The sequence below is a fragment of the Pseudomonas petroselini genome, assembly GCF_045037875.1.
In the GTDB taxonomy this organism is placed as follows: Bacteria; Pseudomonadota; Gammaproteobacteria; order Pseudomonadales; family Pseudomonadaceae; genus Aquipseudomonas; species Aquipseudomonas petroselini.
In genome coordinates, this window is the sequence record NZ_CP173614.1 from 909851 (window position 1) to 925616 (window position 15766).

Below are 15766 nucleotides of genomic sequence, written 5' to 3' on the forward strand. Positions count from 1 at the left end.
GCTGAACGATTTCCCCTTCTTGCCCGTCATACCAGTCCTTGAGCTAGTGTAGGAATGATCTACCACTCAGCCTTGCGATTAGTCCCAGACCGCCTATCCATGTTTAACTTGAATGCTCGTTCAAGTTAAACCCGGTGGTTCGCTGCCCGCTCACAACAGGAGGCTTACCTTTGCTGAGTCCGTTATTGACAGCCACATCTCACACACCAGGGGTGCATCGTTCATGAGTGCATCGTCCACCCCAGCCAGCGGCATGGTGCGCATGAATGCGCCCGTCTTCTACTTTGCCGCGACCTTCATCCTGCTGTTCGGCATCACGGTCATCGCTATCCCGCAACAGGCCGGTGCCTGGTTGCTGGCGGCGCAAAACTGGGCGGCCAATACGGTCGGCTGGTACTACATGTTGGCGATGACCCTGTATCTGGTCTTCGTGGTGGTCACCGCGTTATCGGGCTACGGCAAGATAAAACTCGGTGCCGACCACGACGAGCCCGAATTCAGTTACCTGTCCTGGGCCGGCATGCTGTTCGCCGCCGGCATCAGCATCACGCTGTTCTTTTTCTGCGTGTCCGAGCCGCTGACGCACCTGGTGCAACCGCCACAGGGCGCGCCGCTCAACGCCGACGCCGCGCGTCAGGCCATGCAGGTGCTGTTTCTGCATTGGGGCTTGCATGGCTGGGGCGTGTTCGCCTTTGTCGGCATGGCTTTGGCGTACTTCGCTTACCGGCATAACCTGCCGCTGGCATTGCGATCGGCGCTGTACCCACTGATCGGCAAGCGCATCAACGGCCCTATCGGTTATGCGGTGGATGGCTTCGGCATCATCGCCACGGTGTTCGGCCTCGGCGCCGATATGGGCTTTGGTGTGCTGCACCTCAACTCCGGGCTCGATTACCTGTTTGGCATCGCCCACACCCAGTGGATCCAAGTTGGCTTGATCACCCTGATGATGGGCGCCGCGATCCTGGTCGCCGTGGCCGGCGTCGATAAAGGCGTGCGGGTGATGTCCGACATCAATATGCTGCTGGCCTGTGCGCTGCTGCTGTTCGTGTTGTTCGCCGGGCCCACCCAGCACTTGCTCAACACCTTGATCCAGAACATCGGTGACTACTTGGGCGCCTTGCCGACCAAGAGCTTCGACGTGTACGCCTACGATAAGCCGAGCGACTGGCTGGGCGGTTGGACCGTGTTCTACTGGGCCTGGTGGATCGCATGGTCGCCGTTCGTGGGCCTGTTTATCGCGCGTATTTCCCGTGGTCGTACCATCCGTGAATTCGTCTTCGGCGTACTGCTGATCCCGCTGGGCTTTACCCTGGCGTGGATGTCGATTTTCGGCAACAGCGCCATCGACCAAGTGCTCAACCACGGCATGGCCGCACTCGGCCAGTCGGCCATCGATGACCCGTCGATGAGCCTCTACCTGCTGCTGGAAACCTACCCGTGGAGCAAGACCGTCATCGCGGTCACGGTGTTTATCAGCTTCGTGTTCTTCGTCACCTCGGCGGACTCGGGCACCGTCGTGCTGTCGACGCTGTCGTCCAAGGGCGGCAACGCCGATGAAGACGGGCCGAAGTGGCTGCGGGTGTTCTGGGGGGCGATGACCGCGTTGGTCACCAGTGCCTTGTTGTTCGCCGGCAGTATCGATTCGCTCAAGTCAGCGGTGGTGCTGACCTCGTTGCCGTTCTCGATGATCCTGCTGCTGATGATGTGGGGACTGCACAAAGCCTTCCATCTAGAATCGCAGAAGCAGATCGCCCAGCTGCATTCGCTGGCGCCGATCTCGGCGGCGCGCAAGGGGCGTGGCGGCTGGCGCCAGCGCCTGAGCCAGGCTGTGCACTTCCCGTCGCGTGACGAGGTGTACCGCTTCCTTGAGGCAACGGTGCGTCCGGCCATCGAAGAAGTGACGGCGGTGTTTGTCGAGAAGGGCCTGAATGTGGTGACTCAGCCCGACCCGGCCAACGACAGCGTGAGCCTGGAAATCGGCCATGGCGAGGAGCATCCCTTCGTCTACCAGGTGCAGATGCGCGGTTACTTCACACCGTCCTTCGCCCGTGGTGGCATGGGCTCCAAAGAGCTCAACAACCGTCGCTACTACCGGGCGGAAGTGCACTTGAGCGAGGGCAGCCAGGACTACGACTTGGTGGGCTACACCAAGGAGCAGATCATCAACGACATCCTCGACCAGTACGAACGGCATCTGCAGTTCCTGCACTTGGTACGTTAGTCTCCTTTGGGAGCGGGCTTGCCCGCTCCTTAAACCCCGCAAAGCCCCGTCCTAGAGGGTTTTCTTAAATTTAATTTCATCCGTCAAACCCTCGGCTTGACGCGCAACTGTCATCTGGCCACTGCGTAATTGTGTGAAGCGTTTGACGCTTTCATTTCAAAACAGTGACGGAGACCGGTACCGATGAAGACGTTATTAAGCCCCATGGTGGGTGCCGCCATGGCAAGCTTTATGCTGTCCGCCCATGCCGATTTTATCGAGGACAGCCACGCGGATGTGACCCTGCTCAATCGCTATCTCAACCAACAGGGGCGTGATGTGGTGAACAGCAACGCCAAGGCCCACAGCATTCGCGATTGGGGCCAGGGCTTCGAGTTCAACTTCAAGTCCGGCTACACCGACGGGCCGGTGGGGTTTGGCCTGGATCTGCAGGCGTTCTACGGGTTGAAACTGGACTCGGGTGGCGACCTCAACGACAAGGATCACCAGGGCCGTTACCCCGGCAGCATGTTCCCGCTGGACAACGGCAAGTCCGCCGACCAGTTCGGTGTGCTGAGCCCGACGTTCAAGATGCGTTTTGCCAAGGATGAACTGCGCGTCGGTACGCTCTACGGCAACAACCCAGTACTGGCCAACACCGACGGGCGCCTGTACCAGCAGACCAACACGGGTGTGCAGCTGGTGTCCAAGGACCTCAGCGACTTCACCTTCACCGGCGGCGATATCTTCAAGACCAAGATCCGTAACGAAACCGGCGACCAGGGCATGATCACTGCCGGGGGGACCAAAGAGAGTGATCGCTTCCTGTTCGGCGGCGCGGACTACACCGGCCTACAGAACACCACGGTCAGCCTGTGGTACTCCAACCTTGAGGATTACTACCAGCAGTTCTTCCTCGGCGCCAAGCGCCATGACGCCTTGTCCGTGGGCGCCATCGACACCGACGTGCGCGTGTTCCGCAGCCTGGGTGTGGGCGGCAACGCCGATGGCGACAAAGACTTTGCGGCGGCCGGCCTCTACGGTGACGGCACCGGCAAAGGCCGCATCAACCAGACCACCGCCAGCTTGCTCGAGAGCTACAGCCTGGACGGTCACACCGTCGGCCTGGGGATCCAGAAGAACAGCGGCGACAGCGACTTCCCGTACCTGGATTCCGGCCTGAACAGCGGCGACAACCGCCAGGGCCCCGGTTCAGGTGCCGACACCCCGGCGCTGACCAACCTGCAGTTGAATAAATTCCAGCATGCCGGTGAGCGCACCTGGCTGGCGCAGTACAAATATGACTTCGGCAAACTCGGCCTCACCGGCCTGACGTTCTCCGCCGGCTACGCCCACGGCGATGACATCCGCACGGCGCAGGGCACTACGAGTGAATGGGAGCGTGACGTTGCCGTGGCCTATCAAGTACCCACCGGCACCCTCAAAGGCCTCGGTGTGACCTGGAAAAACGCCCATGCCAGCCCGGATATCACCGGCGCCACCGTGCAGGATGAAAACCGCCTCTATGTCAGCTATGTCGTTCCACTCTGGTAGGAAATTGCTGTAAAACGGACAGGCAGACTTAAGCGATTCAGCTGGTTAAAAGGCCTGGGAATATCGTTATTCCCAGGCCTTATTTGCCTACGTCCAAGAGAGGATTCGATGACTTACATTGCTGCCGAAAACCGCTATGAATCTATCCCGTATCGCCGCGTAGGCCGCAGTGGATTGGTGCTGCCGGCACTGTCCCTGGGCCTGTGGCACAACTTTGGCGACAGCACCCCGATCGACACCCAGCGCGCCCTGCTGCGCACCGCGTTCGACCTGGGGATCAACCACTTCGACCTGGCCAACAACTACGGCCCGCCCTATGGCAGCGCCGAGATCAACTTCGGCCGTTTGCTGCGCGAAGACTTCAAGCACTACCGCGATGAGCTGATCATCTCCAGCAAGGCCGGTTGGGACATGTGGCCCGGTCCTTACGGCCAGGGCGGCGGTTCGCGCAAATACGTGCTGGCGAGCCTGGACCAAAGCCTGCAGCGCCTGGGCGTCGACTACGTGGATATTTTTTACTCCCACCGTTTTGACGCCGACACCCCGTTGGAAGAAACCGCCAGCGCCCTCGCCACCGCCGTGCAGCAAGGCAAGGCGTTGTACATCGGTATCTCGTCCTATTCGGGGGTAAAAACCCGCGAAATCGCCGCCCTGCTCAATGAGTGGAAAGTGCCGCTGCTGATCCACCAACCGGCTTACAACCTGCTCAACCGCTGGGTGGAAAAAGACCTGCTGGACACCACCGAAGAACTCGGTGCCGGGGTGATTGCCTTCACGCCGCTGGCCCAAGGGCTGCTGACCGACAAATACCTCAACGGCGTGCCGGCCGATGCGCGAGTGAATCGGCCGGGTGGTGGTTCGTTACAGGCCAAGCACCTGTCCGAAGCCAACATCGCCCACGTGCGGGCGCTGAATGAAATCGCCCAGCGGCGTGGCCAGAGCCTGGCGCAACTGGCATTGGCCTGGACGTTGCGTGATCCACGGGTGACCAGTGCGTTGATTGGTGCGAGCCGGCCGGAGCAGATTATTGAAAACGTCGGGGCGTTGAAGAATTTGAGCTTCAGCGCCGAAGAACTGGCGGAGATTGATCGATTTGCGCAGGAAGGCGGGATCAACCTGTGGGAAAAACCCTCCACTGCTGAATAACCGGTCAATGTGGGAGGGGGCAAGCCCCCTCCCACATTTGATTTATGCCAGGCTTTAGAAGGGGATGTCCCCCAAAATCGTGGCCCGATGCATCACCCGCCGTTGCGGCCTGTAGTCATCCACCGCGTAATGCTGCGTCACGCGGTTATCCCAGAACGCCACATCGTTTTCCTGCCAACGCCAGCGGATGGTGAACTCCGGGCGTGTCGCGTGGGCGAACAGAAGTTTCAGAATCGCTTCACTTTCGGCCGGTTCCAGTTCGTTGATTTTGGTGGTGAAGCCGTCGCTGACAAACAGTGATTTGCGGCCACTGACGGGATGCGTACGCACCACCGGGTGGGACAGCGGTGGGTTCTTCTTGCGCGTTTCTTCCCAGCGCACCAGGTCTTCGGCGGTGTTGCCAAAGCGCTCCAGCGGGAAGGATTTGGTGAAGTCATGCGTCGCGGTCAGCCCGTCGAGCAACCGCTTGAACGGTTCGGACAACGCCTCATACGCCGCGATCCCGCTGGCCCACAACGTGTCGCCACCAAACGCCGGCAGCAGCTTGGCGCTGAGCACCGCACCGAGCGCCGGGGTGGGCAGGAAGGTCACGTCGGTGTGCCACACGGCGTTGTCGCGCACGTCGGTGACGGCGGTGTCGAGGATCAGCACTTCGGGCTGTTCCGGTACGTTGGGGTAGATCGGGTGGATATGCAGGTCGCCGAAATTCGCCGCAAACCGCGCTTGCTGCTGCGGGTTGATGGCTTGGCCTCGGAAGAACAGCACCGAGTGCGTGAGCAACGCCTGTTCAATGGCGTGGCGCTGCTCGAGGTCCAGCGGCTGGGTGATGTCGACGCCACTGATCTGGGCGCCCAGTGCGGTACTTAAGGGGGTAACGGTCAGGCTGCTCATGCGGTTCTCACTCAATGTGCCTGGCCATGCCAAGGCACCAGTTTGCGTTGCAGTGCACGCAAGCCCATTTCCATGGCGAAGGCGATCAAGGCGATGACCAGGATCCCCAGCACCACCACGTCGGTGACCAGGAACTGCGCCGCTGACTGCACCATGAAGCCCAGGCCGCTGGTGGCGGCGATCAATTCTGCGGCGACCAATGTCGACCAACCCACACCCAGCCCGATGCGTACGCCGGTGAGGATATCGGGCAGGGCGCTCGGCAGGATCACATGACGAATCAACTGCGTACGGCTGGCGCCCAGCGACTGCGCGGCGCGCAGCTTGGCCGGGTCGACCGTGCGCACGCCGGTGGCCGTGGCGATGGCAATGGGCGCAAAGATCGCCAAGTAAATCAGCAGCACCTTGGACAGCTCGCCGATGCCGCACCAGATCACGATCAACGGCAGATAGGCCAGGGGCGGGATCGGCCGGTAGAACTCGATCAGTGGGTCGAGCACACCCCGGGCGACACGATTGGAACCGATGGCAATGCCCACGGGTACGGCGGTCAGCACGGCAAAACCCAGGCCCAGGCCGATACGGCTGAGGCTCGCGCCCAAGTGCTGCCACAAGGTGGAATCCATGTAGCCGCTGGTCGCCAACAGCCAGCCTTTTTGCAGCACGGCGGACGGCGGTGGCAGGAATAAGGGTTCGATCAAACCGGTAGCGGTCACGGCCCACCAGAGGGCCAACAAGGTGAACAGGGTCAGTAGGCTAATCCAGCGCGTACTCAAGCTGCGGCGCACCGGGATAACCGCGTGCGCCACTGGCTGGGTGGTGGTGGCGGGGAGTTCGTAGCTGCTCATGCGGACACCTGCCGTTGGGAGAACACTTTGCCCAGCACGTGTTCGCGGGTTTCGATAAAGCGCGGGTCGGACTTGATCGCCCGCGCCGATTCACCGGCGGCGTAGCGCTGGCCGAAGTCCAGGCTCAGGCGTTCGACGATCTGGCCGGGGTTGGGTGCCAGCAGGATCAGGTCGGTGGCGAGAAATACCGCCTCTTCGATGTCGTGGGTGATCAGGAACACCGGCTTGGCCGTGCGCCGCCAGACTTGCAGCAACAGCTCCTGCATCTGCTCACGGGTGAAGGCATCAAGGGCGCCGAAGGGTTCGTCCATCAGCAGTACGCGCGGGTCGGCAGCCAACGCGCGGGCCAGGCCGACACGTTGCTTCTGGCCGCCGGAAAGCTGCCAGATACGGCGGCTGTCGAAACCGGCGAGGTCAACCAGCGCGAGCATTTCCCGGGCGCGGACTTCGCGTTGCGCCTTGGGCACACCGGCCAGCTCCAGGCCGAAGCCGACATTGGCCAGTACGTCCTGCCAGGGCAGCAGGGCGTCGTCCTGGAACACCACGCCGCGCTCGGCGCTGGGGCCGTTGACCGGCACACCATCGAGGGTGATGCGCCCGGCAGACGGTTTGACAAAGCCGGCAATCAGGTTCAACAGCGAAGTCTTGCCACTGCCGGACGGGCCGAGGGCCACCAACAATTGCTGGGGCCCCAGGTCGAGTGAAATGTCTGACAGTACCGGTTCTGTGGCGCCTGGGTACTGTGCGCTGATGCGCTCCAGCTGTAGCAAGGCCATCGCAATGAACTCCTCAATCAGTGAGTGATGAATTTGGCACTGACGTAGGGGGCGTAGTCCGGCAGCACCGCGTCGACCTTGCCTTGTTCCTTCAGGAACGCAGCGGTATCGGTGACGGCTTTGGTGGTCGGTGCGCCCAGCAGGGTCACCTGGTCAGCGGCCAGCGGGTAGACGTTGCCTTGCAGCAGCAAGGGGATGTCACTGGCCTTGGCGCCGGAGAGCTTGACCAGTTTGTCGACGTTGCCTTTGTCGGCGAGCCAGGCTTGTGGGTCTTTGCGGTAGGCGGCGTAGGCGTCCAAGGTAACTTTGGCGAACGCGGTGACGATTTCCGGGTGCTTCTCGGCGAAGTCCTTGCGCACGATCCACGCATCGAAGGTCGGCGCGCCGAACTTGGCCAGTTCACCGGAGGTGATCAGCACCTTGCCGTTCTCTTTGGCGACGCCCAGGGCTGGGTCCCACACGTAGGTCGCGTCGATATCACCACGCTTCCAGGCCGCGATGATTGCCGGTGGCGCGAGGTTGAGGATGGTCACTTTGGACGGGTCGATGTTCCAGTGTTTCAGCGCGGCGAGCAGGCTGTAGTGCCCGGTGGACACGAAGGGCACGGCGACTTTCTTGCCGATCAGGTCCTGCGGGCTGTTGATCCCGGAACCGTTGCGCGCCACCAGGGCTTCGGCGCCGCCGATCTGGGTGGCGACGAGGAAGGTTTCCACCGGCACTTTGCGGGTGATCGCAGCTGTCAGCGGGCTGGAACCGAGGTAGCCGATCTGTACGTCGCCGGAAGCGATGGCGGCGATGATGTCGGCGCCATTGTCGAATTTGCGCCAGTCGATCTTGGCGTGGGTGGCTTTTTCATAGGCACCGTCGGCCTGGGCGACTTTGGCCGGGTCCACGGTGGTCTGGTAAGCGATGGTCACATCCGCCGCCTGGGCAAACAGGCTGGCACCGGCCAGGGACAATGCGGCCAAGAGGCGCAGAGGGGTTAGCAGTTTCAAGGGGAAGCTCCTCAATCAGGCGGCCGAGGGTCGGCGTGTGAGGAGACTAAATGATCTAAGAATCCGAAAATAAATAACGTTTTCGAATTAGCTTATGAGGAGAAACATGTTGCTCTGTAGTGAGCGGGCTTGCCCCGTGCTGGGTGGCGAAGCCGCCCTAAAATCTGGCGCCGCGTGTTAACTGAAGCAATGCGGTTGCCTTATTGGGGCGGCTTCGCCACCCCGCGCGGGGCAAGCCCGCTCACTACAGTAAATTACCCCAACATTTTTTAGTTGCTGATGGCGAGGATGCTGGCTTGGTAGGAGCCGACAAACACATCGAAATCGCCCACTTCGTTCTGCTCCAGCTCCGCCTGCTGTGCCAGCGACGTGCGTGCCAGCTGTTCAAAGCGCGCCTGCTCTTCGGCCGGCAGCGGCTCCTTGCGGAAGTGCTCGGCGTGCAGCTGGCTCTGGTGCAGGGAAAACTGCGCAAAACTTTCCTTACGCTCGGCCATCGCCGCCAGCACCTGGGCCGATGGTGTCAGGGACGGGTCCTTGACCTTGGCCAACTGAGCGTCCAGCGCCTGGCTGTGCTCGGTAATGCCGTGGCTCTGATCCAGCAAGGCGGCCAGCGGTGCGATCTGCTCCAACAGCTCGGCGGCCCATTCCTTCATGTCCACCGCCTGGCCCTGGCGCTGCAGTTGCAGGCCCGGACGGCGACCTTCCTTGACCACGCTGAGGAAGTTGGAGGTGGCGTTGCCGCACTCGTTGTCGGCGAACAGCGGGCTGTCGTTCAGCGCGCAGTACAGCAGGAAGGCGTCGAGGAAACGCGATTCCGGCAGGTCGATGCCCATTGGCAGGAACGGGTTGATGTCCAGGCAGCGCACTTCGATGTACTGGATGCCACGCGCCACCAACGCCTGGATCGGCCGCTCGCCAGTGTAGGTCACGCGCTTGGGACGGATGTTGGAGTAGTACTCGTTTTCGATCTGCAGGATGTTGGTGTTGAGCTGCACCCACTCACCATCCTTGTGGGTGCCGACCTCGACGTACGGCGCATAGGGCGTTGCCACCGCTTCGCGCAGGCTGTCGGTATAGCTGGCCAGGTCGTTGTAGCACGGCGTGAGGCCGGCCTGGGCGTTGCTCTGGTAACCCAGGTCGCTCATGCGCAGGCTGGTGGCGTACGGCAGGTACAGGGTGTCGGCGTCCAAGACTTCCAACTGGTGCGAACGACCGCGCAGGAAACCGGCGTCCAGGGCTGGCGAGGCACCGAACAGGTACATCAGCAGCCAGCTGTAGCGACGGAAATTACGGATCAGCGCGATGTAGGCGGTGGACTGGTAGTCGCGGTCGGTGCCGACGAACCCTTCAGTCTCCTTGAGCAACGGCCACAACGCTTCCGGCAGGGAAAAGTTGTAGTGGATGCCGGCGATGCATTGCATGGTCTTGCCGTAACGCAGGGCCAGGCCCTTGCGGTACACGTACTTGAGCTGGCCGATATTGGAGGTGCCGTAGTAGGCAATCGGAATATCTTCCTCGGCCGGCAACGGGCACGGCATCGAGGGGCTCCACAGGTATTCGCTGCCGAGCTTGGTGTAGGCAAAGCGGTGGATCTTGTCCAGGCTGCTGAGGGTATCGGCCGGGTTGGGCAGCGCGGGAGTGATGAACTCCAGCAGCGATTCCGAGTAGTCGGTGGTGATCAGTTCGTTGGTCAACGCGGCGCCCAGGGCTTCGGGGTGCGGCGTTTGTGCCAGGCGGCCCTCACCCGTGACGCGCAGGCATTCGCGCTCGATGCCGTGCAAGCACTGCTCTAGCAGGGAGAGGTGTTCGCGCTTGCCGAGCAAAGCCAGGCGGCGGTTGAGAAGTTCGCTCAAGTTGGATTCCTTCACGCGTCAGTCGCCCCAATATGGGGGTGGGCAGGACGGTCTACAAGGGTGAAGTTAAAACTGGCGTTATCGCCTGGTTTAGAGTCGATTTGACCCGCTGTGAAAATGCCTACTTCACTCCATGAATTTGGCTACAGCGCGGCAAGAAAATTCCGACGCTGTTGTCGCAGCGCCGAAATTAACTCAAATCGAGGGTGAGGAGCTATAGGACAGCGAAGGTGCCCTGCGCTTTTGCGACAAGTCTTTCGTCCTGGTACACATCCGCCTCGACCACCAGCGTGCGGCGGCCGGCATGAATCACCCGGCTGGTGCACAGCACGTCGCCGTCTTCCACGGCACGGATGTAATTGATCTTGCACTCGATGGTCGCGCTCTGCTGGTCGAAACCATGTGAGCTGGAACAGGCCAGCCCCATCGTAATGTCCACCAGGCTGAAAATCGCCCCACCATGGAGCTTGCCCGCGCGGTTGCGCAAGTGCGGCTCCAGGGTCAGGGCCACCTCGGCAATGCCTTCTTCAAGGCGCTGCAGGCGGCAGCCGATCAGCTCGCTGAATGCGCTCTGGGTCAACCCGGCCGGGATCTCCATCAGCGTTTCTTCAACTGTTTGGCGTTAGCGAACAGCGAGGCCATGGCGTTGTTGCTTGGGGCTGCCGTGGCGGCTTCCTTGCGCGGTGCAGTGTTTTGCGACTGGCGCGGCGCCGAGCCTGGGCGTGCGCCACGGGCACCGTCGATTTTCTCGCCGGGGGTGTCACTCATGCGCATCGACAGGCCGACGCGTTTGCGTGGGATGTCGACTTCCATGACCTTGACCTTGACCACATCACCGGCTTTTACCGCTTCGCGCGGATCCTTGATGAATTTCTCCGAAAGCGCGGAAATATGCACCAAACCGTCCTGATGCACGCCGATGTCCACAAAGGCGCCGAAGTTGGTCACGTTGGTGACCACACCTTCCAGGATCATGCCCAGCTGCAGGTCCTTGAGGTCTTCGACGCCGTCCTGGAACTCGGCAGTCTTGAACTCGGGACGTGGGTCGCGGCCAGGTTTTTCCAGCTCTTGCAGGATGTCGGTGATGGTCGGTACGCCGAAGGTTTCGTCGGTGTACTTCTTTGGGTCCAGGCGCTTGAGGAACGCGGCGTCACCGATCAGCGAACGGATGTCACGGTCAGTCTCGGCAGCGATGCGTTGCACCAGCGGGTAGGCTTCCGGGTGAACCGCCGAAGCGTCCAGCGGGTTGTCACCGTTCATTACGCGTAGGAAGCCGGCGGATTGTTCGAAGGTTTTTTCACCCAGGCGTGCGACTTTTTTCAGTGCCGCACGGGTTTTGAAGGCGCCGTTTTCGTCACGGTGAGTGACGATGTTCTGCGCCAGCGTGGCGTTAAGGCCGGAAATACGCGCCAGCAGTGCCACGGAGGCCGTGTTCACATCCACGCCCACGGCGTTTACGCAGTCTTCCACGACCGCATCCAGGCCGCGCGCCAGTTTCAGCTGCGACACGTCGTGCTGGTACTGGCCGACGCCGATGGATTTAGGGTCGATCTTCACCAGTTCGGCCAGGGGATCCTGCAGGCGACGGGCGATGGACACCGCGCCACGGATCGACACGTCGAGGTCCGGGAACTCCTTGGACGCCAGTTCCGACGCCGAGTACACCGAAGCACCGGCTTCGGAAACCATGACCTTGGTCATCTTCATGGCTGGGTATTTTTTGATCAGTTCGGCGGCCAGCTTGTCGGTTTCACGGCTGGCGGTGCCGTTGCCGATGGCGATCAGGTCCACCGCGTGCTTGGCGCACAGGGCGGCAAGTATCGCCAGGGTCTGGTCCCATTTATTGTGCGGCACATGCGGATACACAGTGGCGTGGTCCAGCAGCTTGCCGGTGGCGTCGACGACGGCGACCTTGCAGCCGGTACGCAAGCCTGGGTCGAGGCCCAGGGTGGCGCGCGGGCCGGCCGGAGCCGACAGCAGCAGGTCATGCAGGTTGTGGGCGAAGACGTTGATCGCCTCGGTTTCGGCGCCGTCGCGCAGCTCGCCGAGCAGGTCGGTTTCCAGGTGGGTGTAGAGCTTGACCTTCCAAGTCCAGCGCACCACTTCACCGAGCCACTTGTCCGCAGGACGGTTCTGATTCTGGATGCCGAATTGTTGACCGATCATGCCTTCGCACGGGTGCATGGTGCCCGGCAGCTCGTCGCCAACCTTCAGCGCGGAGCTGAGAATGCCTTCGTTGCGGCCACGGAAAATGGCGAGTGCACGGTGGGACGGCATGCTCTTGAGCGGTTCGTCGTGTTCGAAGTAATCGCGGAACTTGGCGCCTTCTTCCTCTTTGCCGGCGATGACGCGGGCGCTGAGAATGGCTTCCTGCTTGAGGTAGGTACGCAGTTTCTCCAGCAGGCTGGCGTCTTCGGCGAAGCGCTCCATGAGGATGTACTTGGCGCCTTCCAGGGCGGCCTTGACGTCGGCGACGCCTTTTTCGGCGTCGATGAAACGGGCCGCTTCGGTGTCGGGGGTCAGCGACGGGTCGTTGAACAGGCCGTCAGCCAGCTCGCCCAGGCCGGCTTCCAGGGCGATCTGGCCCTTGGTGCGACGCTTCTGTTTGTACGGCAGGTAGAGGTCTTCGAGACGGGTCTTGGTGTCGGCGAGCTTGATGTCGCGCTCAAGCTGCGGGGTCAACTTGCCCTGTTCCTCGATGCTGGCGAGAATGCTGATACGCCGTTCGTCGAGTTCTCGCAGGTAGCGCAGGCGCTCTTCCAGGTGCCGCAATTGGATGTCGTCGAGGCTGCCGGTCACTTCTTTACGGTAACGGGCGATGAAAGGCACCGTGGAGCCTTCATCCAGTAGAGCGACGGCCGCTTCGACCTGTTGTGGGCGTACACCGAGTTCCTCGGCGATGCGGCTGTTGATGCTGTCCATAAAACCACCTGAAATTCTTAAAAGCAGCTCGCAGGCCCGGAGAACAAGGCCTTGGGAGGCTGGTTGAGCGGCCCGACTGGCGCCGCTGCCTGGGTCAAGAGGCAGCCTATTGACCCTCGAAATCGAAAAAATCACGACAAGCGGGTGAAAAAAGCCTCGGCATCAAACGGTAACGATCTGACGTTGCCCTGCACGACGGCGCCGCATTATAACCAGCGTTCTGCCCTTGGGGGGGATTGCGCCAACGGTTGTAGGGCGCGGGTTCGCTGGCAGTAGAGGAAAAATCTGCTAACAATGCACACGGTGCGTATAACGGCAGCTAGGCCATAATGCGCGCCGAGATAAGAGGAGCATCCAATGAGCAGCACTGCACAAACTGCTGAAGGCGAAAAAATTCTCATCGTTGACGACGATCCAGGGCTGAGCAGCCTGTTGGAGCGTTTCTTCAACTCCAAGGGCTACCGCGCCCGCGCGGTGCCGAACACCGAGCAGATGGACCGTCTGCTGGGGCGTGAGGTATTCAACCTGGTCGTACTCGACCTCATGCTGCCCGGCGAAGACGGCCTGACCGCCTGCAAACGCCTGCGCGGCGCGAACAACCAGATTCCCATCATCATGCTCACCGCCAAGGGTGATGAGCTGAGCCGCATCAAGGGCCTCGAACTGGGCGCCGATGATTACCTGGCCAAGCCGTTCAACCCTGATGAGCTGATGGCCCGGGTCAAAGCCGTACTGCGTCGCCAAGCCCTGCCTGTGCCGGGCGCACCGGGCAGCGAAGACGAAAGCGTGACCTTTGGCGACTACGAACTGTCGCTGGCCACGCGTGAGCTCAAGCGTGGCGATGAAGTGCATATGCTGACCACCGGCGAATTCGCCGTGCTCAAGGCCCTGGTGATGAACGCTCGCCAGCCCCTGACGCGCGATAAGCTGATGAACCTGGCCCGTGGCCGGGAATGGGACGCCCTGGAGCGCTCTATCGACGTGCAGATCTCCCGTCTACGCAGGATGATCGAGCCGGATCCGTCCAAGCCACGGTACATCCAGACGGTGTGGGGCGTGGGTTATGTGTTTGTGCCGGATGGCAATAAAACCAGTTGACCGATGATTTGCGGGGCGGGCCTCTCGGTGTTTGACTCCACCAGAGTCGACGGGATGCCCGGCGTCTGCAATTCTGCGAGCGCCGCTCGTTCCTGCAAGGTATCTAGCTGTCTTCTATGAAAACCCCGCTGTGGTTCCCGCAAAGTTTCTTCTCTCGCACCCTTTGGCTGGTGCTGATCGTCGTTCTGTTTTCCAAGGCACTCACGCTGGTTTATCTGTTGATGAACGAAGACGTGCTGGTGGACCGGCAGTACGCCCACGGTGTTGCCTTGACCTTGCGTGCCTACTGGGCCGTAGATCCTGAGAACCGCGAAAAGGTGGCAAAGGCGTCGACGCTGATTCGGGTCGAAGGGGCCGGTGTGCCCGAAGGCGAGCAGCACTGGCCGTACAGCGAGATCTACCAGCGCCAGATGCGCGACGAACTGGGAGAGGACACTGAAGTACGCCTTCGCATGCATGTTTCTCCCGCACTGTGGGTAAGAGCGCCGAGCCTTGGCGATGCCTGGATCAAGGTGCCGCTTTACCCGCACCCGTTGCGCGGACAAAAAATCTGGAATGTATTGGGATGGTTCCTCGCCATCGGATTGCTTTCAACGGCGTCCGCGTGGATTTTCGTCCGCCAGCTCAACCAGCCACTTAAACGCCTGGTGTTTGCCGCCCGTCAGCTGGGGCAGGGGCGCAGTGTGCGCCTGCCGGTCAGCGATACCCCCAGTGAGATGACCGAGGTGTACGGCGCGTTCAACCAGATGGCGGAGGACGTCGAGCAGGCGGGTCGCGAACGCGAGCTGATGCTGGCGGGGGTTTCCCATGACTTGCGCACACCGTTGACGCGACTGCGCTTGTCGCTGGAGTTGATGGGCAACCATACCGACCTTACCGACGACATGGTCCGCGACATTGAGGACATGGACGCTATTCTCGACCAGTTCTTGGCCTTTATCCGCGATGGCCGTGATGAGGTGGTAGAAGAGGTCGACCTGACGGACCTGGTGCGTGAGGTCGTCGCGCCCTACAACCAGAACGGTGAGCAGGTGCGCATGCGCCTGGAGCCGATCCAACCGTTTGCGTTGCGTCGGGTATCGATGAAGCGCCTGTTGAACAACTTGATTGGCAACGCCTTGCACCACGCAGGCTCCGATGTGGAAGTGGCGGCCTATGTGTCTGGCGACAGTGCCGCGCCCTATGTGGTGTTGAGCGTGATGGACCGGGGGGCAGGTATCGACCCGGACGAATTGGAGGGCATTTTCAACCCGTTCACCCGTGGCGACCGTGCTCGTGGGGGCAAAGGGACTGGCCTGGGGTTGGCGATTGTGCGGCGGATTGCCTCGATGCATGGCGGCAATGTTGAGTTACGCAACCGCGAAGAAGGTGGCCTGGAAGCGCGTGTGCGCTTGCCGCTTGGTTTGATGCTGCCTAGAGACGCAGTCTAAGCAACAACGCACAGCCAATATGGGAGCAGGCTCCCACATTGGTTTGTGGC

The 15766-nt window shown here is 61.4% G+C and carries 12 protein-coding genes; 5 read left to right on the top strand and 7 right to left on the bottom strand.

Annotated features, from left to right (window positions below; all coding sequences use genetic code 11):
- Positions 1-262 precede the first annotated feature (262 nt).
- The 3 genes from betT (at position 263) to mgrA (ending at position 4903) form a co-directional block, all read left to right on the top strand.
- Positions 263-2224, top strand: a complete 1962-nt coding sequence (gene betT / locus ACI512_RS04290; protein WP_163825780.1) for a choline transporter BetT — start codon at positions 263-265, stop codon at positions 2222-2224.
- Between the two features lie 204 nt (positions 2225-2428).
- The gene (locus ACI512_RS04295; RefSeq protein WP_236383187.1) at positions 2429-3757 is read left to right on the top strand and encodes an OprD family outer membrane porin; all 1329 of its coding nucleotides are present in this window, start codon (positions 2429-2431) and stop codon (positions 3755-3757) included.
- Positions 3758-3865: 108 nt separating this feature from the next.
- Positions 3866-4903 (top strand): L-glyceraldehyde 3-phosphate reductase, encoded by a 1038-nt coding sequence (gene mgrA, locus ACI512_RS04300; protein ID WP_012721676.1) that lies wholly within the window; start codon positions 3866-3868, stop codon positions 4901-4903.
- A gap of 54 nt (positions 4904-4957) precedes the next feature.
- On the opposite strand, the gene tauD is transcribed toward mgrA, so the two are convergent.
- From tauD to ACI512_RS04335, 7 genes are all read right to left on the bottom strand, one after another.
- Entirely contained in the window at positions 4958-5794 is an 837-nt protein-coding gene (gene tauD / locus ACI512_RS04305; protein WP_012721677.1) for a taurine dioxygenase, read from the bottom strand.
- An 11-nt stretch (positions 5795-5805) separates the two neighbouring features.
- Positions 5806-6642 carry a taurine ABC transporter permease TauC gene (gene tauC, locus ACI512_RS04310; RefSeq protein WP_236383178.1) on the bottom strand — a complete coding sequence of 279 codons (837 nt, stop codon included), beginning with the start codon at positions 6640-6642 and terminating at the stop codon, positions 5806-5808.
- A complete protein-coding gene (gene tauB / locus ACI512_RS04315; RefSeq protein ID WP_064054146.1) occupies positions 6639-7418 on the bottom strand; it encodes a taurine ABC transporter ATP-binding subunit in 780 nt (259 codons plus the stop codon). The genes tauC and tauB overlap by 4 nt, the downstream gene beginning before the upstream one ends.
- A gap of 17 nt (positions 7419-7435) precedes the next feature.
- Complete coding sequence (tauA, locus tag ACI512_RS04320) at positions 7436-8413, bottom strand: taurine ABC transporter substrate-binding protein (protein WP_046034591.1); 978 nt, start codon at positions 8411-8413, stop codon at positions 7436-7438.
- 269 nt (positions 8414-8682) lie between these two features.
- Positions 8683-10266, bottom strand: coding sequence for a glutamate--cysteine ligase (gene gshA, locus ACI512_RS04325; protein ID WP_093546780.1), 1584 nt, complete (start codon positions 10264-10266; stop codon positions 8683-8685).
- A gap of 214 nt (positions 10267-10480) precedes the next feature.
- Positions 10481-10864 (bottom strand): PaaI family thioesterase, encoded by a 384-nt coding sequence (locus tag ACI512_RS04330; RefSeq protein ID WP_064054145.1) that lies wholly within the window; start codon positions 10862-10864, stop codon positions 10481-10483.
- Complete coding sequence (locus ACI512_RS04335; RefSeq protein ID WP_236379591.1) at positions 10864-13188, bottom strand: Tex family protein; 2325 nt, start codon at positions 13186-13188, stop codon at positions 10864-10866. The genes ACI512_RS04330 and ACI512_RS04335 overlap by 1 nt, the downstream gene beginning before the upstream one ends.
- A 357-nt stretch (positions 13189-13545) precedes the next feature.
- Between ACI512_RS04335 and ompR the strand changes: the two genes are divergently transcribed.
- Together ompR and ACI512_RS04345 are read left to right on the top strand one after the other, a co-directional pair.
- Positions 13546-14286, top strand: coding sequence for a two-component system response regulator OmpR (gene ompR / locus ACI512_RS04340; RefSeq protein ID WP_012721684.1), 741 nt, complete (start codon positions 13546-13548; stop codon positions 14284-14286).
- A 116-nt stretch (positions 14287-14402) separates the two neighbouring features.
- Positions 14403-15716, top strand: coding sequence for an ATP-binding protein (locus tag ACI512_RS04345; RefSeq protein WP_012721685.1), 1314 nt, complete (start codon positions 14403-14405; stop codon positions 15714-15716).
- The last annotated feature ends 50 nt before the right edge of the window (positions 15717-15766 follow it).

Excerpts from the sequence above, each read along its gene's own strand:
- betT (WP_163825780.1), top strand. The coding sequence starts at position 263 with ATGAATGCGCCCGTCTTCTACTTTGCCGCGACCTTCATCCTGCTGTTC.
- ACI512_RS04295 (WP_236383187.1), top strand. The coding sequence starts at position 2,429 with ATGGTGGGTGCCGCCATGGCAAGCTTTATGCTGTCCGCCCATGCCGAT.
- mgrA (WP_012721676.1), top strand. The coding sequence starts at position 3,866 with ATGACTTACATTGCTGCCGAAAACCGCTATGAATCTATCCCGTATCGC.
- tauD (WP_012721677.1), bottom strand. The coding sequence starts at position 5,794 with ATGAGCAGCCTGACCGTTACCCCCTTAAGTACCGCACTGGGCGCCCAG.
- tauC (WP_236383178.1), bottom strand. The coding sequence starts at position 6,642 with ATGAGCAGCTACGAACTCCCCGCCACCACCACCCAGCCAGTGGCGCAC.
- tauB (WP_064054146.1), bottom strand. The coding sequence starts at position 7,418 with ATGGCCTTGCTACAGCTGGAGCGCATCAGCGCACAGTACCCAGGCGCC.
- ACI512_RS04330 (WP_064054145.1), bottom strand. The coding sequence starts at position 10,864 with ATGGAGATCCCGGCCGGGTTGACCCAGAGCGCATTCAGCGAGCTGATC.
- ACI512_RS04335 (WP_236379591.1), bottom strand. The coding sequence starts at position 13,188 with ATGGACAGCATCAACAGCCGCATCGCCGAGGAACTCGGTGTACGCCCA.
- ompR (WP_012721684.1), top strand. The coding sequence starts at position 13,546 with ATGAGCAGCACTGCACAAACTGCTGAAGGCGAAAAAATTCTCATCGTT.
- ACI512_RS04345 (WP_012721685.1), top strand. The coding sequence starts at position 14,403 with ATGAAAACCCCGCTGTGGTTCCCGCAAAGTTTCTTCTCTCGCACCCTT.